General features: G+C 73.6%; 17 protein-coding genes. 4 read left to right on the forward strand and 13 right to left on the reverse strand.

The features are described from left to right. The first annotated feature begins 132 nt into the window (after positions 1-132). A complete protein-coding gene (locus ABD352_RS22675; protein WP_344614449.1) occupies positions 133-1,080 on the forward strand; it encodes a DUF5996 family protein in 948 nt (315 codons plus the stop codon). A 57-nt stretch (positions 1,081-1,137) separates the two neighbouring features. Here ABD352_RS22675 and ABD352_RS22680 read toward each other — a convergent pair whose 3' ends face one another. The 6 genes from ABD352_RS22680 to ABD352_RS22705 form a co-directional block, all read right to left on the reverse strand. Then, the gene (locus ABD352_RS22680; RefSeq protein WP_344614450.1) at positions 1,138-1,923 is read right to left on the reverse strand and encodes a caspase family protein; all 786 of its coding nucleotides are present in this window, start codon (positions 1,921-1,923) and stop codon (positions 1,138-1,140) included. A gap of 47 nt (positions 1,924-1,970) precedes the next feature. Then, positions 1,971-2,144 (reverse strand): hypothetical protein, encoded by a 174-nt coding sequence (locus tag ABD352_RS22685; RefSeq protein WP_344614451.1) that lies wholly within the window; start codon positions 2,142-2,144, stop codon positions 1,971-1,973. A 199-nt stretch (positions 2,145-2,343) separates the two neighbouring features. After that, positions 2,344-2,730, reverse strand: coding sequence for an SCO6045 C-terminal-like domain-containing protein (locus ABD352_RS22690; RefSeq protein WP_425553602.1), 387 nt, complete (start codon positions 2,728-2,730; stop codon positions 2,344-2,346). Then, entirely contained in the window at positions 2,727-3,551 is an 825-nt protein-coding gene (locus ABD352_RS22695; RefSeq protein WP_344614452.1) for an MbnB/TglH/ChrH family RiPP precursor modification enzyme, read from the reverse strand. Before ABD352_RS22695 ends, ABD352_RS22690 begins: the two co-directional genes overlap by 4 nt. Continuing rightward, a complete protein-coding gene (locus tag ABD352_RS22700; protein ID WP_344614453.1) occupies positions 3,548-4,507 on the reverse strand; it encodes a TIGR04222 domain-containing membrane protein in 960 nt (319 codons plus the stop codon). Before ABD352_RS22700 ends, ABD352_RS22695 begins: the two co-directional genes overlap by 4 nt. A gap of 111 nt (positions 4,508-4,618) precedes the next feature. Beyond that, a complete protein-coding gene (locus ABD352_RS22705; RefSeq protein WP_344614454.1) occupies positions 4,619-5,212 on the reverse strand; it encodes a TetR/AcrR family transcriptional regulator in 594 nt (197 codons plus the stop codon). A 165-nt stretch (positions 5,213-5,377) separates the two neighbouring features. Here ABD352_RS22705 and ABD352_RS22710 point away from each other — a divergent pair, with 165 nt between their 5' ends. Then, entirely contained in the window at positions 5,378-6,028 is a 651-nt protein-coding gene (locus ABD352_RS22710) for an HAD family hydrolase (protein ID WP_344614455.1), read from the forward strand. A 138-nt stretch (positions 6,029-6,166) separates the two neighbouring features. Then, positions 6,167-7,069: a serine protein kinase RIO gene (locus ABD352_RS22715; protein ID WP_344614456.1), complete on the forward strand. Its 903-nt coding sequence runs from the start codon at positions 6,167-6,169 to the stop codon at positions 7,067-7,069. Between the two features lie 181 nt (positions 7,070-7,250). On the opposite strand, the gene ABD352_RS22720 is transcribed toward ABD352_RS22715, so the two are convergent. Both ABD352_RS22720 and ABD352_RS22725 read right to left on the reverse strand, forming a co-directional pair. Then, the gene (locus ABD352_RS22720; RefSeq protein WP_344614457.1) at positions 7,251-8,804 is read right to left on the reverse strand and encodes a DHA2 family efflux MFS transporter permease subunit; all 1,554 of its coding nucleotides are present in this window, start codon (positions 8,802-8,804) and stop codon (positions 7,251-7,253) included. 98 nt (positions 8,805-8,902) lie between these two features. After that, complete coding sequence (locus ABD352_RS22725) at positions 8,903-9,862, reverse strand: quinone oxidoreductase family protein (protein ID WP_344614458.1); 960 nt, start codon at positions 9,860-9,862, stop codon at positions 8,903-8,905. A gap of 104 nt (positions 9,863-9,966) precedes the next feature. Between ABD352_RS22725 and ABD352_RS22730 the strand changes: the two genes are divergently transcribed. After that, positions 9,967-12,855, forward strand: a complete 2,889-nt coding sequence (locus ABD352_RS22730; protein ID WP_344614459.1) for an Hsp70 family protein — start codon at positions 9,967-9,969, stop codon at positions 12,853-12,855. Positions 12,856-12,905: 50 nt separating this feature from the next. On the opposite strand, the gene ABD352_RS22735 is transcribed toward ABD352_RS22730, so the two are convergent. From ABD352_RS22735 to ABD352_RS22755, 5 genes are all read right to left on the reverse strand, one after another. Then, complete coding sequence (locus ABD352_RS22735) at positions 12,906-15,671, reverse strand: aconitate hydratase (RefSeq protein WP_344614460.1); 2,766 nt, start codon at positions 15,669-15,671, stop codon at positions 12,906-12,908. Positions 15,672-15,799: 128 nt separating this feature from the next. Then, on the reverse strand, positions 15,800-18,862 hold the full coding sequence (locus ABD352_RS22740; protein ID WP_344614461.1) for an ATP-binding protein: 3,063 nt from the start codon (positions 18,860-18,862) through the stop codon (positions 15,800-15,802). 15 nt (positions 18,863-18,877) lie between these two features. Next, the gene (locus ABD352_RS22745) at positions 18,878-19,276 is read right to left on the reverse strand and encodes a hypothetical protein (RefSeq protein ID WP_344614462.1); all 399 of its coding nucleotides are present in this window, start codon (positions 19,274-19,276) and stop codon (positions 18,878-18,880) included. Between the two features lie 90 nt (positions 19,277-19,366). Beyond that, complete coding sequence (locus tag ABD352_RS22750) at positions 19,367-20,095, reverse strand: hypothetical protein (protein ID WP_344614463.1); 729 nt, start codon at positions 20,093-20,095, stop codon at positions 19,367-19,369. Beyond that, positions 20,092-21,030, reverse strand: a complete 939-nt coding sequence (locus ABD352_RS22755; RefSeq protein WP_344614464.1) for a PfkB family carbohydrate kinase — start codon at positions 21,028-21,030, stop codon at positions 20,092-20,094. The genes ABD352_RS22750 and ABD352_RS22755 overlap by 4 nt, the downstream gene beginning before the upstream one ends. Between the last annotated feature and the right edge of the window lie 7 nt (positions 21,031-21,037).

Below are 21,037 nucleotides of genomic sequence, written 5' to 3' on the forward strand. Positions count from 1 at the left end.
GGTCCGGTCCGCCCGCTCGGCTCGGCACCGGATGATGCCCCGCGCGGACTCAGCGCATGATCGGGTTCGTTTCGGGCAGCGCTGCCTTGTCCGATGGCAGGAGCCGATGCCGCAATGCCGGGGAGGCCGGAGATGACCAGTGAGCAGACACGTTGGGCGGCCCTTCCGATCACCGAATGGGAGCCCACGTACGACACGCTGCACATGTACACCCAGATCGTCGGGAAGATCTCGCTGGCGTTGCGGCCCATGACGAACCACTGGTGGCAGGTCGCCCTGGAACTTTCCGCCAGGGGACTGCGGACTGCGGCCATCCCGCACGGTGCCCGTACCTTCGAGATGGAGTTCGACTTCCTCGACCACGCGCTGCATATCGACGCCGAGGGTGGTGAGCGGCGTACTGTCGCGCTGGGCGGGCCGGTGCGCGACTTCTACGCCGACACGATGGCGGCGCTGGACGACCTGGGGCTGCACGTGCCGATCTGGACCGTGCCGGTGGAGGTGCCGGACCCGATTCCGTTCGACCAGGACACCGTGCACGCGACGTACGACCCGGCCCAGGCGGAGCGGTACTGGCACGTCCTGTCCCAGGTCGAGGGGATCTTCGACGAGTTCCGGGCCCTCTTCACCGGCAAGGCCAGCCCGGTGCAGTTCTACTGGGGCTCGTTCGACCTCGCCACGACGCGCTTCTCCGGCCGGCCCACCGAGCCGCCGCCGGGCGCTGACACGATCACCCGGTTCAGCTACACCGCCGAGCAGAGCTCGCTCGGGTTCTGGCCCGGCGGCACCTGGATCAACGGCATGCGCGTCGAGCAGCCGGTCTTCTACTCCTACACGTACCCGGAGCCGCGGGGAGTCCGCAGCCAGCCGGTCAGCCCGGCGTCGGCGTCCTTCGACTCCGGACTCGGCGAGTTCGTGCTGAGCTACGACGACGTCCGGCTGTCGGACGATCCGCGCCAGGCGATCCTCGACTTCGCCCAGAGCACGTACGAGGCGGGTGCCCGGCTCCAGCATTGGCCGCGCGAGGTGCTCGAGTGGACGCCGCCGATGCCGCCCAGCTACCGCCGGGCGATGACCTGAGCGTCGGCGCGGGACCCGGCGGCGGCACGACGGCCGCCGCCGGACCGGGCGGCGGGGTCAGGACAGGACGGGCCAGGACAGCTGCGCGCGGGTGCCCTGCAGCGCCGGGGTCTGCGGATAGTCCTGGCTGGGCAGCCGCCCGCGGATGGCCTTCAGCCAGTCGCGGTACGTGGCCGACTCCGGCAGGCCGGCCAGGGCGGTCAGGGCCACGTAGGTGAAGGCGCCGTTGGGGCGGCCGTTGAACTCGCCGTCGTAGGAGTACTCGCTGTCGCGGCAGCCGGCGAGGAGCAGGGCCGTGGGGCGCGGGTCCGGCGGGCGGGGCGTGCCGGCGGTCAGGGCGGCCCGCAGGCGCTGCGGCGGGGGCAGGAACGACGACGGGGGCAGGAAGCGGGCCCGGCCCGGGTGGTCGCCCAGCGGGTGGTGCAGGCGGGTCAGGGTGCCGGAGTGGCAGGAGTCGGAGATCAGTACCGTGCGGACGCCGGGCGCCGCGGCGGCGAAGAGCTCGTGCAGCTCGTCGTCGACCAGCGGGCCGTTGTCGGCGGTGTCCCACGGGCACAGGGCCTCGTCGCGGTGGTCGGGCTCGTCGCCGTTCTCGTCGGGGACCCAGGTGCCGTGGCCGGAGTACGTGATGACGACCGCGTCGCCGGCCGCGGACCTGGCCAGCAGGTCGCGGATGGCCTCTCGGATCGCGGCGCCCGAGGCGTCGGCGTCGAGGAGGCGGCGGGTGTCGAAGCCGCGGGCGACGAGGGCGGCGGACCAGTCGTCGGCGTCGTTGCGGCAGCCCGCCAGGTCGTTGTCGGTGCCGGGATAGTCGTTGATCCCGATGCACAGGGCGAGTTTCATGGGTTTCTACCCCCGTGAGTCGATGCTTGCCTTTCGCATCGTTGGCGTCACGGGGCGTGTCCGTGGTTCGGCGTGGGGCCCGGGTGGTTCGGCGCGCTGCGCGCAACCGCGCAAATCGGACCGATCGCGGGCATGCACGCGGCGGGTGCGGGGTCGACCAGGGCGGCGATGCGGCGCAGGTCGGCCAGGAGCGCCTCGTCGGCGTCGTCGTCCCCGTGCATGGCGTTCTCTCCGTCCCCGTGGCGGGCGCCGCCGTCCCGAGGACGGCGCCGATTCAGGTGTAAAGAGGGACGCGCGGGGACTCCTGATACCGCCGCGACCGAGATCGTTCGGTTCCGTCCGAACGCGGACAGGAAGCCGGACGAGGGGCAGGAAACAGCGCGCGGGCCGGGAACAGCACGCGGACGGGAGTACGGGGAGTCAGGCGCGGCGCAGGCGGGAGAGCAGCCCGCGGCGGCGGGGGACCGGGGCGGACGCGCCGTCGTAGGTGTAGGCGCGCTCGCGGGCGTCCAGCTCCTCCCGGGCCATGGGCGGGAGGGCATTGCCGGCGGCGCGGGCGAAGTCCCAGCCGTCGCGCAGGGAACCCTGCGGCGGGCGGCCCGCGGCCCACTCGGCGAACGTGGCCGGCCAGGCGTCGCCGTAGGAGGCGGCCAGGAAGGGCCAGGCCCGGGCCACCTCGCCGGCCCGCTTGCGGCGCAGGGCGGCTCGGGTGGCTCGTACCGCGGCCACGTCGAAACCCTCGGGCACCTCTGCCCCGGCCACCAGCGCGGCGACCAGGGCCTCCTGCCGGGCGGCCAGGTCGCTCACGTGATCGCCGGCCAGCCGGCCGCCTCGGCGATGGCGTCGAGCTCGGCGGTCAGCGCGGCGGCCGGCGGGTAGTCGCCGTCGCGCTCCAGCATCAGGGCGGGCGGGGTGGTGCGGGCGCAGAGGTCCTTGATGAGGGTCAGCACCTCCGGCGGGATGGGGTGCGTGTGCGTGTCGTGGTAGAAGCCGCCGCGCTCCTCGCCGCCGGCCACGTGCACGTACGCGATGCGCTCCAGCGGCAGCTCGTCGAGCAGCGTGTGCGGGGACTCGTCGCGGTTGCGGGCGTTGGCGTGCACGTTGGCGATGTCCAGCAGCAGGCGGCAGCCGGTGCGGTCGAGGATCTCGGTCAGGAACTGGGCCTCGGTGAGCTCCGGGTCCGGCCAGTCGAAGAGCGCGGCGATCGGCTCCAGGGCCAGGGGTACCCCGCCCAGCGCGGCCTCGGTCCGCCGCACGTTGGCCACGATCGCCTCGACCGCCTCGCGGGTGCGGGGGACCGGCAGCAGGTGCCCGGCCTCCACGCCGCCCGCCCGCACGAACGCGATGTGCTCGCTGACCAGGGGCGCGCCGAGCAGCTCGGCGCAGCGGGCCAGGTGGGCGGCGCGGGCGTCGGCGATCGGCTCGGCGCCGCCCAGGGAGAGCTTGACGCCGTGCGGCACGACGCGGACGCCCCGGGCGATCAGCTCGGCCAGGGCCTCCGGCACCGGGTCGTGGGTGTGCAGCGACTCGGCCACGACCTCGGTGAAGCGCAGCCCGGGCAGGGCGGCGACGTAGCCGGCGATCTCCGGGCGCCAGCCGATGCCGACCCCGTACGCCGGGGCGGTCACCCGCCGCACCCCCCACCGCCGCCGCAGCTGGAGCCGGACGAGCAGCTGGAGCCGGACGAGCAGCTGGAGCCGGACGAGCAGCTGGACGAGCTCGACGAGCAGCTGGAGGAGGAGCCGCCTGAGTCGGAGCCGGAGTACCCGCCGCCGGTCTGGGCGATGTTGCGCTGCAGCGCGGCCGACTGGGCGAACGCCGGGTCGGCCAGGAAGAACGCGCCGACGCCGAAGAGGCCGACGCTCAGCGCGGCCGCCTGCGGGCCGTACGTCGTCCAGGACGGCGACTGCTTGGGCGACAGATAGCTCGCCTCGCGCCGCATCTGCTCCAGCAGCCGGCGGCCGTTGCGGCTGACCCGCGGCACGGACAGCAGCGCGAACCCGGCGATGGCGACCACCGCCAGCTCGCCGATGAGGTTCCCGACCGGCTTGCCGTTGCTGATCCCGGCGACGAGCCGGGCCACGCCGATGGCCAGGACGGCGAAGACGACGAGCGCGCCGGAGCGCACCGCGCGGCGGGCCGCGGCGTCGAGGATCCAGCCCTCGTTGCCCAGCTCGGCCTCGGCGCGGTCGAGCACCTCGCGGACCCGGCCGTGGGTCACGACGCCCAGGGTGCTGATCCCGTTCTTGGTGACGGCGTGGATGACCCGGTCCAGCTCGGAGGCGCTGGTCGGCAGCGGGCCGCTCTGCTTGAGGTAGCCGCGCTTGTCGCTCTCGACGGCGCCGGCGGCGCGCAGCGCGGCGAGCGAGCTGTAGACGGCGAGGCGGCGATCCCCGTTGATCAACGCGGCCTGGGTGGCGGTGAGGTTGCGCGCGCTTCGCAGCGACGGGCCGGCGGTGTAGCCGCGGCGCCAGAGCAGCACGCCGGCGACCGCGACGGCGGCGAGGCCGAGGTACAGCCACACGAACTGCGGGCCCGGGATGCCCCAGGTGTCGCCGGGGCCCGCAAGGATCGATGTCCTCATGGGCTCAGTGTGGGCGGAGGTGTCGAGCGGGGCATGTCGCCGGTCGGACACTTGAGCAAACCTTGCCCTGCCCTGGTACCGCTGCGCGCGCTCGCGGGTCACTCATGGTCGTCATTTCCGGCGGACGGCGCCCTCCACAAGGTTGAGCACCGCCTCCAGGTCCTGCACCGGCCGGCCGGTGGCCAGGTGCAGCACCAGCCCGTCGTACGCCAGCTCGAGGAACTGGGCCAGGATGCCGATCGGCACGTCGGCGCGCAGCACCCCCGCCTCCAGCTGGCGCTGCAGGCGCTCGCGGGTGGCCTCGGCGACCGCCTCGGAGCGGGCCGCCCAGCGCTTGGCGAACTCGGGGTCGGTACGCAGGCGCCGGGAGACCTCCAGCTGGCTGCCGAGCCAGCCGGTCACGTCCGGCTCGCCGGTGTCCGACGCGGACGCCGACGCGGCGTGCAGCAGGTCGCGCATGACCTGGACCAGGCCGTGCTCGGCGACGGTCGCTACCATGGTGGCGGCGTCGTCCTCGGCGACGGCCAGGAAGAGCGAGTCCTTGTCGCGGAAGTGGTGGAAGATCGCGCCGCGCGAGAGGCCGATCTCCTCCTCGAGCCGCCGCACGGTCGCGCCCTCGTAGCCGTAACGGGCGAAGCAGGTCCGGGCGCCGGTGAGGATCTCGTTCCGGCGCGCGTCGAGCTGGTTCTGACTCACCCTGGGCACAGGTCCGATTATGCAAGCCGTACATACGGTTTGCATACGGGGGCGTTTCCGCCACATTTCTTACCTGGGATTGGTCCGCGTTTGCGGTGGTTTGTCGAGCTGACGGCCCAGGTGGGCGAGGATGAGGATCTGTTCGATATCAATCTGGTCACGTACCCTGCCCGCGTGCCCCTGTTGTTGCTCGGCCTGGACGACACCCTGCTTGACAGGGCGGGGGCGTTCCGGGCGTGGGCGTGCGAGTTCCTGGCGCGCATCGGCGCGCCCGAGTACGACCTGGAGTGGCTGCTGTCCGTCGACGCGGACGGCATCGGCTCCGCCTGGGATGTGGCCGAGGCGCTGCGCGAGCGGTACGGCCTGCGGTACAGCGCGATCGACCTGGTCGAGGAGATCCGTGGCGCGGTGATGGAGCGGATGCGCCTCGACCCGCTCACCGCCTGCGCCCTCGCCATCGCCGAGGACTCCGGCTGGGTGCCGGTGTGCGTGACCAACGGCGAGTCGCGCCAGCAGGAGGCCAAGCTCAGGAAGACCGGCCTGGATCGGTACCTCGCCGACTGGGTCATCTCCGAGGAGGCCGGGGTCCGCAAGCCCAACCCGCGCATCTTCGCCATCGCCGCGGAGCGGGCCCGGATGCGGCTCGGCGGCGCCTGGCTCATCGGGGACAGCCCGGAGGCCGACATCGGCGGCGCCGACGCGGCCGGGGTGAACAGCGTCTGGCTGCACCGCGGCCGCCGCTGGAGCGAGCCGCGCTACGCCCCGACCCGCACCGCCGACGGCGTGATCGCCGCGATCGCCGAGGTCATGGCGTCGCGCTGGTAATTCGGTTGCGTCTTTGCCGGTCGTACCGCAAGGTGGCGTGAACTTCGAGTCAGAGAGGGGGTCGGTTCGCATGGCTGCCGTCACGGCGCGCTTCCGCCTGCCCGCCTTCTTCCTTCTCTCGACTCTGGAGACCTCGCGTTGCGCGACCATGACTTCGCACCATCCCGTCGCCGCCGTTTCGACGACGACGAGCCGAACTTCCTGAAGCGCCACTCCCACGACTTCGACACGGCGTGGGACGTGGCCGACGACCCGGCCGGCGAGGCCGGCGACGGCGAGTGGAGCAGCTGGGACGCCCCGGGCGTCCAGCACGGCCCGTCGCCCCGGCCCGAGTGGGTCATCACCGATGCCGCGGCCCGCGACACGGACCGCGGCGTGCTCAAGACCGGCAAGGAAGCCGACGTCCACCTCGTGGAGCGGGCCGTGCCGGACACCGGCCGGCGGGCGCTGCTGGCCGCCAAGCGGTACCGGGCGGCCGAGCACCGGCTCTTCCACCGTGACGCCGGATACCTCGAGGGCCGCCGCGTGCGGGCCTCCCGCGTCAACCGGGCCATGGAGGGCCGCACCTCCTTCGGCCGGGAAATGATCGCCGGTCAGTGGGCGGCGGCCGAGTTCGCGGCCCTGGCCCGGCTGTGGGAGCTGGGGGTCGCCGTGCCGTACCCGGTGCAGCTGCTCGGCACCGAGCTCATGCTGGAGTTCGTCGGCGAGCCCGACGGCACCGGCGCGCCGCGGCTGGCCCAGATCCGGCCGGACCGCCCGGCCCTGGAGTCCCTGTGGTGGCAGCTCGTCGACGCGCTGCGGGTGCTGGCCCGGGCCGGCCTGGCGCACGGGGACCTGTCGCCGTACAACCTCCTCGTGCAGGGGGAACGGCTGGTCCTCATCGACCTGCCGCAGGTCGTCGACGTGGTGGTCAACCCGAAGGGGGCCGAGTTCCTGGCCCGGGACGTCACCAACGTGGCGCGGTGGTTCACCGGCAAGGGGCTGGCCATCGACCCGGAGCCGCTGATCGTGGAGCTGCTGCACGACGCCGGCGTGCGCTGAGCGGCGCGGCCCGCCCGGGGCTCGTGGCACCGGGCGGGCCGCACTCGAGGCGACCGGCGGGGAGGGTGGCCGTCGGTCTGTCCTTTTCAACCGGAATGTCGAGCCTCGTTCCTCGGCCCGACATTCCGGACTTATAGGTTGGCGCGCCGTAAATGCTGACCCGGGCGCGATGCCCGAATCTTCAGCCCACGTGGACAGCCGCGCCGCCCTCCGCGGGCAGGTCCTTCTTCGAGGCCCTGATGAAGATGATGACCACGATCGCGGCCACCACCAGCAGCGCCGAGCCCCACCAGAACGCCGTCACGTAGCCGTGCACCATCGACTGCGCCTTCAGCAGGTTCATCGCGTCGGAGGAGGGGGTGCGGGGCAGGTGGTCGCGCCCGTACGCCGTCGCCGCCGTGATCGCCACCGTGTTGAGCAGCGCGGTGCCCAGCGAGCCGCCGACCTGCTGGCTCGCGTTCACCACGGCGCTCGCCGCGCCCGCGTCGTGCTCGTCCACGCCGATCAGGGCGATGTTGCCCAGCGGCACGAACGTGCAGCCCAGGCCGAAGCCGAGGATCAGCAGGGAGGGCAGGACGGTGGTGGAGTACGCCGTGTCGACGCCGATGCGGGTCAGCAGGATCATGCCGATCGCCGCGACCACGCCGCCGAACGCCATGATCGGCTTGGGGCCGAGGCGGGGGAGCAGGCCGCTGGCCAGGCCGGCCGCGAGCACCACGCCGACGCTGACCGGCAGGGAGTGCACGCCGGACTTGATCGGGGAGTAGCCGAGCACCAGCTGGAAGTACAGGCTGACGAAGAACACGGAGCCGATGAAGCCGGCGCCGATGAGGGTCGAGGCCAGGTAGGCGCCGCCGCGGGTGCGCTGGGCCAGGATGCGCAGCGGCATCAGCGGGTTGCGGATGCGCGCCTCGACGACGACGAAGAGGGCGAGCAGGATCAGCGCCGCGCCGACCAGCCCCAGCGTGACGGGGGAGCCCCAGCCGTACTTGAGCCGCATCTGCGCGTCCGTCTCGCCGGCCTTCGTGAAGCCGTACACCAGCAGGCTGAGCCCGAGCGTGGCCAGCACGGCGCCGGGGATGTCGTAGCGGGTGTTGCCGTGCGCCCGGCTCTCCGGGACGATCGGCACGGCCAGGACCACCGCGATGAGCGCCACCGGAATGTTGACCAGCAGGCACCAGCGCCAGTCGGCGTACTCGGTCAGCACGCCGCCCAGCACCAGGCCCAGGGCCGCGCCGCCGCCGGCGATCGCGCCGTAGACGCCGAAGGCCCGGGCCCGCTCCTTGGCGTCCACGAAGAGCACGCTGAGCAGCGCGAGGGAGGCCGGGGCGAGCAGCGCGCCGAAGACGCCCTGCAGGCCGCGGGCCAGGAAGAGCGAGGTGTCGTTCCACGCGGCGCCGCCCAGCGCCGAGGCCAGGGCGAAGCCGATGATGCCGAACACGAAGGTGCGCTTGCGGCCCCAGTAGTCGGCGATGCGGCCGCCGAGCAGCAGCAGGCCGCCGAAGGTCAGCGTGTAGGCGGTGACCACCCACTGCTGGTTGGAGTCGCTGATGCCGAGGTCCGCCTTGGCGTGCGGCAGCGCGACGTTGACCACCGTCGCGTCGAGCACGACCATCAGCTGCGCCACGGCGATGATCGCCAGGGCGTACCAGCGTCTCGGGTAGGCGTGCAGCGGCGTGGAGACCGCCTCGGGCGCGCGCGCCTCGTGCTTGCCCCCCGTGGAGACGTGACTCATTGCCGAACCCTTCCGCGAGATGTGTCCCGAAGGACCATTGAAGGTGTAGCCGGGCTACATCTCGCGGATTTGGCCAGGTTCGCGATTTGAGATCGTGATCACGGAATAATGAGCAGCTTTCCGGTGCTCCGCCGGCCCTCCAGCGCCTCGTATGCCTCGGCCACCCCATCCAGCGGATAGCGGCCGGTGATTGTGGCGTCCACCACACCCTCGGCGACCCATCGGAAGAGGGTTTCCGCGCGTTCCCGCAATTCCTGCCGGGTGGCGATGAAATGGTTGAGGGTGGGCCGGGTGAGGAAATAGGAACCGGCCATCAGGCGCAGCGGGTCGAACGGTGGCACCTTTCCGCTGGCCGCCCCGAAGAGCACCAGCGTGCCGCGCGGGCGCAGCGCCTGCAGGCTGGCGTCGAACGTGTCGGCGCCGACCCCGTCGTAGACCGCGTCCACGCCGGCGCCCCCGGTGAGATCGCGCACCGCGTCCAGCGCCCCGGCGTAGTCCACGGCCCGTACCGCCCCGTTCGCCTCGGCCGTCTCCCGCTTCTGCGGCGTGGACGCGGTCGCGATGACCCGCCCGCCGAGGTGCGTCACGATCCGGGTGAGCAGCTGGCCCATGCCCCCGGCGGCGGCGTGCACGAGGACCGTCGCCCCCGGGCGCACCGCGAACGAGTCGTGGGTCAGGTAGTGGGCGGTGAGGCCCTGCAGCATGACCGCGGCCGCCTGTTCGGTGGTGATGTCCTCAGGTACCGGCACGAGCCGTTCGGCCGGCACCAGCGCCTGCTCGGCGTGGCTGCCCGGGACGGCCGTCCAGGCCACCCGGTCGCCCGGGGACAGGCCCTGCACGCCGTCGCCCAGCTCCAGCACCGTGCCCGCGCCCTCGCTGCCCAGCACGCCCGGCAGGGGCACCTGGTAGGTCCCGGTGCGCTGGTACACGTCCATGAAGTTGACCCCGCTCGCGCCGACCAGCACGAGCGCCTGGCCCGGGCCGGGGGAGGGGTCGGGGCGGTCCTGCACCCGCAGTACCGATCGATCGCCGAACTCGTCGAACACCACCGCGCGCATCGGGTTGCCTCCTCGGGTTGTCGGCTTCTTGTCTACCCCAATCCGCCGATCGGAAATGTCGTACCGCTGCCGTAGCATCCGGGGGTCTTTGGAGGTGAGCGCGCGTGGGGCCGACCCCGACCCATCGTCTCGCGATCGATCTGGGCACCTGCCACACCGTCGCGGTCGTGCACCGCGGCGACGAGGCACCCCGGGCGCTGCTGTTCGACGGCTCGCCCGTCATGCCGTCGGGCATCTACGCCGACGAGCAGGGCCGGCTCACCGTCGGCCGGGACGCCGAGCGCCTCTCCGGCCTGGCCCCCGAGCGCTTCGAGCCCTACCCGAAGCGCAGCGTCGACGAGGGTGCCGTGCTGCTCGGCGCCGTCGAGGTCCCCGTCGTGGAGATGCTCGCCGCGCTGCTGCGCCGGGCGGCCGAGGAGTCGCTGCAGGCGGGCGTCAACCCGGTCGGCTCGACCGTGCTCACCTGCCCGGCCGACTGGGGCGGCCAGCGCCGCGGCGTGCTGCTGGAGGCGGCGCGCCGGGCCAACCTCGGCCCGGTCGTGCTCGTCGACGAGCCGATCGCCGCGGGCACCTACTGCCTGCGCGTCCTCGGCCAGCAGGTGGCCCCGCTGCAGTCCCTCGCCGTCTTCGACTTCGGCGGCGGCACGCTGGACGTGTCGGTGGTCCGCCGCGAGTTCGACGGCGGCCTGCGCGTGCTCGGCCTGGGCGGCCTCGACGACCTCGGCGGCGTGGACATCGACGCGGCCCTGGTCGGCCACCTCGGGCAGCTCATCAACCTGCGCCATCCCGACCTGTGGCAGCGCCTGGCCAACCCGGACAGCACCGCCGCGCACCGCGACCGCCGCGAGCTGTGGAGCGAGGTCCGCGCGGCCAAGGAGATGCTCTCGCGGGCCGCCTCCGCCCCGGTCCACGTGCCCGGCACCGACGAGGCGCTGCACCTCACCCGCGAGGAGCTCGAGCGGGTGGCCGGCCCGCTCATCGACCGCGCCGTGGACGAGACCCGCCGGGTGCTCGAGCGGGCCGGCGTCGACGTGCGTCAGCTCGCCGGCATCTTCCTCGTCGGCGGCTCCAGCCGCATCCCGCTGGTCGCCAGCCGCCTGCACGCCCGCTTCGGCGTGGCCCCGGTGGTGCCGGAGCAGCCGGAGCTCCCGGTGGCCTATGGCGGCATGCTGGCCGTCGGCGCCCAGCCGGGCCCGCAGCCCCAGCAGCCGCAGTTCAACGCCCCGCAGCCGCCGCCGCGCCCGCAGCCGCCGGTCTCCGGCGTGCCCGTGTCCCCGGGGGCCTCGGCGGCGTTCCCGATCTCCGCCGCGTTCCCGACGTCGCCGTCGCAGACGTTCCCGGTCGGCTCGCCCGTCTCGCCCCCGGTGGCACCTCAGCGTCCCGTCTCCGCCCCGGTGACCCCGCCGTCGGTGATGACTTCGCCGCCGGGGATGACTCCGCCGCCGGGGATGGTCCAGCCGCCGGTGATGGCCCCGCCCGGGCATCAGCTGGTCGCGCCGCCGCGGCGCAGGACCGGGCCGTGGATCGCGCTGCTCGTGGTGGTCGCGCTCATCGCCGGCTGCTTCTACGGCGGCACCAAGGTCTTCAGCTGGTTCGGCGACCAGGTCGACTCGATCAAGCAGGGCCTGCCCGGCCTCGGCGACGGCACCGGTGGCCCCGGCAACGTCGACGGGCTCCAGGCCGGCGCCCCGATCCAGCTCAACTCCGACGGCGCGAGCGCCGCGGTGGCCGGGTCCGGGGCCGTGTACACGGCGCAGGTGAGCACCGGCACCACCCTCATCAGCGCCTACGAGACGACCGGCAACCAGTCCTGGACCGTGCAGCTGCAGGCCGAGCCGGCCAAGGTCGCCATGGCGGTCGTGGGCAACCTGCTCATCGTCGACGGCGAGGACGACGCGAAGCTCGGCGGGGACGGCAAGAAGGACTCCCGCTCGGTCATCGACATCGGCACCCACACCAACAAATGGACGAAGGAGTGGGACGAGTCGCGGGTCGACCTCCAGTATCTCGGCACCGACGCCATCGTCGAGATCCGGGACTGGAGCAAGGCCCGGGTCGAGCGGATCAACCTGCTCGACGGGTCGACCAAGTGGAGCTCCCCCGGCGATCCGTCCGCCACCAACATGCTGGGCGAGCGCGGCGCCCGCCCGTCGATGCACTGGCCCGGCAATGGCGCGGGCGACGGGCGCGCGTCCAGCTACGAGCTGGACTTCAGCAGGCGGGTGCCGTTCCAGGAGTCGCTGGTCGCCGACTCGGGCGTCGCGGTGCAGATGATCGGCGAGAAGAAGGCCGAGACCATCGACCTCAACACCGGCAAGGCCAAGGCCAGCGGCACGGTGGACAAGGGCGGCGAGGACGCCTGGCTCGTCTTCGACGACCTGGCCATGTTCAAGCCGGACAACGACGGGGCCATCGTCGCCTACCGCCTCGCCGACTGGTCGAAGGCGTGGGAGTACAAGGCGGTCGCCGGCACGACCGTCGAGGACCTGCGCCCGTGCGGGCCGAAGGTGGTCTGCGTCGCGGCCAAGCAGTCCGGCTCCAAGGACGCGTTCATCGGCGTCGACACGACCAACGGCACGGCGAAGTGGACCCGCCCGTCGAACCGCCAGATCAACGGGACCTCGGCCGGCACCGAGAAGCCGAACTGGTACGTCATGGGCGACGGCAAGCTCGTCGCCGGCCAGGGCACGTTCACCTCGGTCGAGAACGCGGCCATCACCGACCCGGCCACGGGCAACGTGCAGAAGCAGCTCGGCGAGGGCCTCGCCCAGCAGACCGTCTACGCGGGGTACGGCGACAAGGTCGTCATCGAGAGCGTCAAGCCCGGCACCGGCACGTTCTGCGCGTACGTCGTGGGCCTGGATGGCAAGATCGTGGGCTCGGCCGAGCTGCCGACGCTGCTGCAGGACGTGTCGATGAGCGGCGACACGCTCGTCGTCCTGCACGCCGATCAGTCGAAGGTGTACCGCTACGCCATCCCCGGCGCCAGATAGCGAAGCGGCGGGCGTCCGGTGTGGACGCCCGCCGCCTTCGAGCGGGACCCTTAGGCCTCGATCATCTTGCGCAGGACGTACTGCAGGATGCCGCCGTGGCGGTAGTAGTCCGCCTCGCCGGGGGTGTCGATGCGCACGACCGCGTCGAACTCCACGCCGGTGTCGGTGCTCACCTTGACCGTGCGCGGGGTGGAGCCGTCGTTGAGCTGCTCGACGCCGGTGACGGTGAACGTCTCGGTGCCGTTCAGGCCCAGCGAGTCGGCCGACTGGCCGGCCGGGAACTGCAGCGGGAGCACGCCCATGCCGATGAGGTTCGAGCGGTGGATGCGCTCGTACGACTCGGCGATGACGGTCCGCACGCCCAGCAGCATGGTGCCCTTGGCGGCCCAGTCACGCGACGAGCCGGAGCCGTACTCCTTGCCGGCCAGGATCACCAGGGGCACGCCGGCCTCGGCGTAGGCCACCGAGGCGTCGTAGATGGTGGTCTGCTCGCCGTTGAGGTGGTTGACCGTCACGCCGCCCTCGGTGCCCGGCGCGAGCTGGTTGCGCAGGCGGATGTTGGCGAACGTGCCGCGGATCATCACCTCGTGGTTGCCGCGCCGGGAGCCGTACGAGTTGAAGTCCTTGCGCTCCACCCCGTGCTCGGCGAGGTACTTGCCGGCGGGCGAGTCGGCCTTGATCGAGCCGGCCGGCGAGATGTGGTCGGTGGTGACCGAGTCGCCGAGCTTGGCCAGCACCCGGGCGCCCGCGATGTCGCGGACGGGGGACGGCTCGGTGGCCATGCCCTCGAAGTACGGGGGCTTGCGCACGTAGGTGGAGTCCCCGGCCCAGTCGAAGGTGTCGCCGGTCGGGGTCGGCAGCGAGCGCCACTGCTCGTCGCCGGCGAAGACGTCGGCGTAGCGGGTCGAGAACAGGTCGGCGCCGATCGCGGCGGCGATGGTGTCCTCGATCTCCTTCGGGTTGGGCCAGATGTCGCGCAGGTACACCGGCTGGCCGTCGGAGCCCGTGCCCAGCGGGTCGCTGGTCAGGTCGATGTCCATGGTGCCCGCGAGGGCGTAGGCGACCACCAGCGGCGGCGAGGCCAGGTAGTTCATCTTCACGTCCGGGTTGATCCGGCCCTCGAAGTTGCGGTTGCCGGACAGCACCGACACGACGGTCAGGTCGTGCTCGTTGACGGCCGCGCTGATCGGCTCCGGCAGCGGGCCGGAGTTGCCGATGCAGGTGGTGCAGCCGTAGCCGACGAGGTTGAAGCCGAGCTTGTCCAGGTACGGCGTGAGGCCGGCCCGCGCGTAGTAGTCGGTGACCACCTTCGAGCCCGGCGCGAGGGTGGTCTTCACCCACGGCTTGCGGGCCAGGCCCTTCTCCACCGCGTTGCGGGCCAGCAGGGCCGCGCCGATCATGACCTGCGGGTTGGAGGTGTTGGTGCACGACGTGATCGCGGCGATGACGACGGCGCCGTGGTCGAGCTCGTAGTCCTCGACCCGGACCGGCTTGGAGGGGCGGCCGTTCGAGCCGGCCGCGGCCGACACGAGGTCGTGCGGGCGGTCGCCGTTGGCGGTGATGTGGTTGGCGGGGGAGTCGCTGGCCGGGAAGGACTCGGCGCTGGCCTCGTCCGCCGGGCCCTCGACGCCGTCGCCGACGTAGTCCTTCAGCACCGTTCGGAAGATCGGCTTGGCGCTGGACAGCGGCACCCGGTCCTGCGGCCGCTTGGGGCCGGCGAGGGAGGGCTCGATGGTGCCGAGGTCGAGCTCGAGGCGCTCGGAGTAGTCCGGCTCGGCGGCCGGGTCGTGCCACAGGCCCTGCTCCTTGGCGTAGGCCTCGACCAGCGCCACCTGGGCCTCGTCGCGGCCGGTGAGCCGCAGGTACTTGATGGTCTCGTCGTCGATCGGGAAGATCGCGCAGGTCGAGCCGTACTCCGGGCTCATGTTGCCGATCGTGGCCCGGTTGGCCAGCGGCACCGCGCTCACGCCGGGGCCGTAGAACTCGACGAACTTGCCGACCACGCCGTGCTTGCGCAGCATCTCGGTGATGACCAGCACCAGGTCGGTGGCGGTGGTGCCCTCCGGCAGCTCGCCCGAGAGCTTGAAGCCGACCACCCGCGGGATGAGCATCGACACCGGCTGGCCGAGCATGGCCGCCTCGGCCTCGATGCCGCCGACGCCCCAGCCGAGCACGCCCAGGCCGTTGACCATCGTGGTGTGCGAGTCGGTGCCGACCACCGTGTCGGGGTAGGCCTGGCCGCCGCGGGCCATGATCACCCGGGCCAGGTACTCGATGTTGACCTGGTGCACGATGCCGGTGCCCGGCGGGACGACCTTGAACTCGTTGAACGCGGTCTGGCCCCAGCGCAGGAACTGGTACCGCTCCTTGTTGCGCCCGTACTCCAGCTCCACGTTGCGCTCGAAGGCGTCGGGGCGGCCGAACAGGTCGGCGATGACGGAGTGGTCGATGACGAGCTCGGCCGGGGCGAGCGGGTTGACCCGCTTCGGGTCGCCGCCCAGCTCGACGACGGCCTCGCGCATGGTGGCGAGGTCGACCACGCACGGCACGCCGGTGAAGTCCTGCATCAGCACCCGGGCCGGGGTGAACTGGATCTCGACGCTCGGCTCGGCCGAGGCCTCCCACCCGCCCAGCGCCCGGATGTGCTCGGCGGTGATGTTCGCGCCGTCCTCGGTGCGCAGCAGGTTCTCCAGCAGGATCTTCAGGCTGTACGGCAGCCGCCCGGCGCCCTCGACCTGGCCGATCCGGTAAATGTCGTAGCTGGCGTCGCCGACGCTCAGCTGGCTCTTTGCTCCGAAGGAGTCGAGGCTCGCCACGGCGTGTGCTCCTCTTCCGTCAAGTCGTGTTTCCACGCGCCAGTCTTCCCGAGCGTTCGGCGGCGCGAGGTCGCGGGGTAGCGGCTTTTCAAGAAAACCGTACGTCCGTCTTGTTTAAAAGGCAAGCTCTAGTATGCCGCCAGGGCCGCCTCGGCGCGCTCGGCGGCCGGGACGTGTCCCAGTGCTCGGGCAAGCCGCAGGGCCGTCGTCAACTGCCCGCGGTCCCCGGTCGCCTCTCCCAGGATGCGACGCAGGTCGGGCTCCGCGAAGCGGTTCAGCCCGTCCAGCGGCGTGGCGAGCCGCTCGGTGGCCAGCGCGGCGGCCTCCGCCCGCCGCCCGAGGGCCAGCAGCAGGGCCGGGCGCAGCGGCAGCAGCCGCGGGTAGCGCCACAGCGTCGAACCCAGCTCCTCTTCGCCGAGGGCCAGCACGGGCTCGTCGGCGCGCGCCCAGCCGAGCAGCACGCGGGCCATGCCGCGGTACTCCGGGTGCCCGCCCCGCTCGGCCAGCTCCAGGGTCGCCGCCGCGGCCGCCTCCACCGCCGCCGGGTCGAGGCGGTCGGCCGCCACGATCGCCGAGTAGTAGCTGACGTACATCTCCTGGAACGGCTCCCCGCGCCGGCTGCGCGCCGCCCGCAGGTGCGCCTCGGCCGCCGCCGGGTCGCCCATGAGGCTCTCGGTGGCGGCGGCCGGCCCCAGGATGCCGGCGATCGGGTCCCAGCCGATGATCGGGAACACCGGCAGGCCGGTGCCCGGCAGTGCGGCCAGCGCCGCGTCGAACAGCCGGCGCGCCCCGGCCAGGTCGGCGGCGGCCATGGCCGCGTAGCCGGCGTGCACGTCGGCCACGATCCGGGCCCAGGGCTCCTCGGCGCCGGGCGGCGCCATGTCCGCGACCCGTCCCGGGTTGCCGGCCGCGGTGTGGTACGACGCGTATCCCCACAGCGCGGGCACGATCTGCGGCACCGGCCGCACCCTGCGCAGCACCGGCTCCATGAGGTCGTACTGCTCGGCGACCGGCGCGGCCAGGTAATCGGCGGTGGCCTGGTGCACGTAGGCGAGGCGGACGCGCAGGTCCAGCTCCAGCACGTCGCGCTCCTGCGACTGCGGGGCGCCCAGCAGTACCGCCAATGCCTCCGCCAGCAGCGAGGCGGCCTCGGCGTGCGCGGTCCGCTCGTAGGCCTCCCCGGCCGCCGCCGCGAACACGGGCGCGACCTCCAGCGGCGCCACCACCGCCAGCGCCGGGCGCAGGTGCGCGGCCATCGCGGTCGCCGACCCGCCGGTGCGGCGCACCGCCTGGGCGGCCCGGGCGTGCAGGCGGGCGCGGCGCAGGGGGCCCTGGTCGAGGTACGCGGCCTGGCGCAGCAGGTCGTGGGCGAACCGCAGCCGGCCCGGGTCGTCGGTGGCCGCGAGGATGCCGGTGGCCACGGCGGTGTCCAGCGTGTCGTACAGCTCCAGCTCGTCGATCCGGGTCATCTCGCGCAGCACCGGCACGTCGAACTCCCGCCCGAGCACCGCCGCCACCGCGAGCACCGCCTGGCTCTGCTCGGGCAGCCGCGCGAGCCGCCGCCGCAGCACCTCCTGCACCTTGGCCGGCACGTGCCGGCGCGCCGCCTCGGCGTCGAGGGCGTGCTCGGCCACGAGCACCTGCAGCAGCTCCTCGACGAAGAACGGGTTCCCGCCGGTGCGGTCCATGAGCACGCCGACGGTCTCGGCGGCCACCGGCGTCGTGGTGGTCCGCGCGGCCAGCGTCGCGACGTCGGCCGCCGTCAGGGCTTCGAGCCGCAGGTGTACGGCATGAGCCTCCCCCGCCAGCCCGGCCACCGCGTCCGGCGCCCCGGCGGCGCGGAACCCGACGGCCAGCGTGATCCGCGACTCGGTGACGGCGCGGGCGCAGAGCGTGAGCAGCGTGGTGGACGGGTCGTCGAGGAGGTGGGCGTCGTCGAGGATCAGCAGCAGCGGCACAGCGGCCGACAGCCGCACCAGTCCGTCGACGATCCCCCGGTAGAGCCGGGACCGCGCCAGCTCGGCGTCGGCCAGGCGCTCGGGGGCGGGCAGCGGCAGCACCTCGGCGAGCGCCGGGTCGAGGACCGCCGGCAGGTTCCCGTAGGGCGCGAACGCCCCCACGACGGCGCCCTCGTCCGCGCTCCGCGCGATGCCCCGCAGGGCCTGGGCCCACGGGAGGAAGACCGGCGGCCGCGGCCCCTCCACGCCGCTGCCCGTGCCGACCGCGTAGCCGCGGTCCGCGGCCCGGGCGGCGGCCTCGCGCAGCAGCGCCGACTTGCCGATGCCCGCGCCGCCGGAGACGAGGAGGATGCGCCCACCCGGCGCGTCGAGGATCCGGTCGACGGCGGCCAGCTCCCGATCCCGGCCGACCAGCCCGGTTCGCTCAGGGGCCCGGACCTCGGCCGACGCGGGCGCCGGAGCCGGCATCCCGGACGGGCTGGCGGGGCCGCCCAGGGCGGGGGAGTCGCGGAGGATGTCCGATTCCAGGCGTTGCAGCGCCGGGCCCGGCTCGATGCCCAGGTCGTCGATCAGCAGCCCGCGGGCCCGCGCGTAGGCGGCCAGCGCGTCGGCCCGGCGGCCGGTGCGGTACAGCGCGAGGATGAGCTGGAACCAGAGGCGCTCGCGATAGGGGAACTCGGCCAGGGCGGCCTCACCGACGTAGACGACCTCCGCCTCCCGGCCCAGCGCCAGCAGCGCCTCCGCGCGGGACTCGATCGCCGTGAAGCGCAGCTCCTGCAGCCGGGCCCGCTCCGCCTGGGCCAGCGGCGAGTCGCCCAGCTCCGGCAGCGGATCGCCGCGCCACAGCGCCAGCGCGGCGTTCAGGGCGGCCGGGTCGTCGCCCGGCCGGTAGGACTCCACGGCGGCGGCGAGCCGGGCCGCGTCGACCTGCACACCGGGCAGGGCCAACAGGTACCCCGGGGCGCGGGTCACCACCAGGGCCGAACGGTCGCGGGAGGACCGGCCGGGCTCCAGGGCGCGGCGCACGCGGGAGACGTAGGCCTGCAGGGACGCCAGCGCGCGCTCCGGCGGCTCGTCGGCCCACAGCTCGTCGATCAGGCGCTGCACCGGGACCACCCGGCCGGGATGGGTGGCCAGCATGGCGAGGACGGCGCGCTGCTTCGGGGTGCCGAGGTCGACCTCGGTGCCGTCGGGCCGGATCGCCTCCAGGGGACCCAGGATGCGCAGCTCCAACCCGCCGTACCACCTCTACAGCTCGACGACCTCCCGGCCGTCCGGACCCGGGCGGAAGCCCGCCTCGCGCAGGATGTCCTGCAGTTCGAGGCCGAGGGGGTCGGTGGACGGCGCTGCTTCGAGCGTACGGGCAGTGGTCGCGCGCAGGGCGTCCACCAGGGCGAGCAGCACCTGAACGGCGCGGTCGCGCCGGCCGGGCGGGATGGCCAGGCCAGCCAGCCGGACCGCGGCGTCCCCCGGTCGTACTGCGGCCAGCGCGGCCGCGGGGTGCCCGTCCTCGGCGGCCGGGTCGACCAGTTCCCACCACTGCAGCGTGGCGTCGCGGGCGAGGGCGTCGTTCCACCGCAGCGCCGTGGCGCGGGTGAGGTCCAGGCGGCCCGGGGGCACCCGGCGCACCAACAGCAGAGCGGTCACGGGATCGAGCATCCACCGCCGCGCTTGCAAAAGGCTTGCGCTTCGGGCTTGGTGTCGCGAGCGGGACAGTCGCCGGGCGGCCCGGCGGGGTCAGGCGGCGCCGGTCAAGCGGGCGTACTCCTCCGGCGTGCCGATGGCCCGGCGGCGGTCCGGGTGCTCCACGTAGTGCTCCACGACCGTGCCCAGGAAGACGGGCTCCACGGCCAGCAGGTCCAGGGGGACCAGGAGCCAGCCCGGCTCGGGGCGGTCCGGGCGGCGGATGCTCAGGGCGAGCTTCGGGCCGCGGACGGTCAGCGGCAGCGGCGTGATCGGGACGGGCACCAGGTCGTCCCAGGCGAGGCGGCGGCGGCCGCCCGCGCGGATGCTCAGGCCCGACGGGGTGAAGACGATGCGCGGGCCGCGCAGCAGCGGCCAGGCGGCGCCGGCGATGACCAGCGCGGCACCGGCGTTGACGCCCAGGCGGGTGGTGGGGGACAGGGACGGGTCGCTGTCCAGGAAGATGGTGCCGACCAGGGCCCAGCCCATCGCCAGGCGGCCCATCAGGATCGGGGAGCCGGGCACGACGAACGTGCCGGCGCGGATCCGCAGCGCCGACGGCGGGGGCTGCTGCAGGGGACGGAAGACGGCGCCGAAGACGATGAAGGCCGTGCACAGGACCACGACCGGGACGAGCTTGAACAGGGCGGCGGCCCAGACCGGGGTGTTGTCCGGCGTGACGGCGAACTCGTCGACGACCCGGAGCGCGACGATGAGCAGGGCGACCGCCGCGGCCGTCGCCTTGCTCACTCTCACGTAGCGGTCGAACCGCCCGGGCGTCACACCGCCAAGTCTACGAAGCGGGCGCGCAGGTCCGCGACCGTCGGCATGGCCACGGCGCCGCCCGGTGACTCGCAGACCAGGCCGGCCACGTGCACGGCGACCCGGGTCAGCGTGGCCCACGCGCCCAGGTCGGAGGGCTTGCCGCGGGTCAGGATGCCCCAGCTCAGCCCGGCCATGGTGGCGTCGCCGGCGCCGGTGGCGTCCAGCGGGGCGATGTGCGGGGCCGGCACCAGGACCGTCGAGGAGCCCACGGCGACCAGGGCGCCCTGCGCCCCCAGGGTCACCACGACGGCCTTGGCGCCCAGGGCGAGCAGCCGCTTGGCGGCGGCCTCCGGGGAGTCGCCCCACAGGGCGGTCGCGTCGGCGGAGGACAGCTTCACCACGTCGGCGGTGGCGGCGAACTCGGCGACGACGTCCGGGTTGACGCCGACGACCGGGCGGACGTTGGGGTCGAACACGCGGACCGGGCCCGCGCCGTCGGGCCGCCGCACGGCCCAGGCCCGGCGGGCGGCGGCCAGCACGGGCGGGGACAGCAGGCACATGGAGCCGCAGTACAGCAGGGAAGCGCCGGCGACCAGCGGCTCGTCGACGTCGGGGGCGTCAAGCAGGCCGTAGGACGGCGGGTCGCCGTAGAAGCGGAACGACGGCTCGTGCCCCTGGAACGTGGTGACGGCCAGGGTGGTGGCCACGCCCGGGGCGGTGACGGCGCCCGCGGTGCCGACGCCGGTCTTGTCCAGGAAGTCCAGCAGGCGCGCGCCGAAGGGGTCGTCGCCGAACGAGCCGAGGAAGTGCACGGGGGCGCCGAGGCGGGCGATGCCGACGGCGACGTTGAACGGGGCGCCGCCGACCGCGGGGCGGTAGACGACCTCACCGCCCGCCGTCGATTCGAGCAGGTCGATCAGTGCCTCGCCGATTACCACGCCGTAACCCGTCATCGGGCCA

It is taken from the genome of Dactylosporangium salmoneum (genome assembly GCF_039532525.1).
GTDB lineage: Bacteria > Actinomycetota > Actinomycetes > Mycobacteriales > Micromonosporaceae > Dactylosporangium > Dactylosporangium salmoneum.

Coding starts and splice junctions, on each gene's coding strand:
- ABD352_RS22720 (WP_344614457.1), bottom strand. CDS start 8,804: ATGAGTCACGTCTCCACGGGGGGCAAGCACGAGGCGCGCGCGCCCGAG.
- ABD352_RS22725 (WP_344614458.1), bottom strand. CDS start 9,862: ATGCGCGCGGTGGTGTTCGACGAGTTCGGCGATCGATCGGTACTGCGG.
- ABD352_RS22700 (WP_344614453.1), bottom strand. CDS start 4,507: ATGAGGACATCGATCCTTGCGGGCCCCGGCGACACCTGGGGCATCCCG.
- ABD352_RS22680 (WP_344614450.1), bottom strand. CDS start 1,923: ATGAAACTCGCCCTGTGCATCGGGATCAACGACTATCCCGGCACCGAC.
- ABD352_RS22685 (WP_344614451.1), bottom strand. CDS start 2,144: ATGCACGGGGACGACGACGCCGACGAGGCGCTCCTGGCCGACCTGCGC.
- ABD352_RS22755 (WP_344614464.1), bottom strand. CDS start 21,030: ATGACGGGTTACGGCGTGGTAATCGGCGAGGCACTGATCGACCTGCTC.
- ABD352_RS22675 (WP_344614449.1), top strand. CDS start 133: ATGACCAGTGAGCAGACACGTTGGGCGGCCCTTCCGATCACCGAATGG.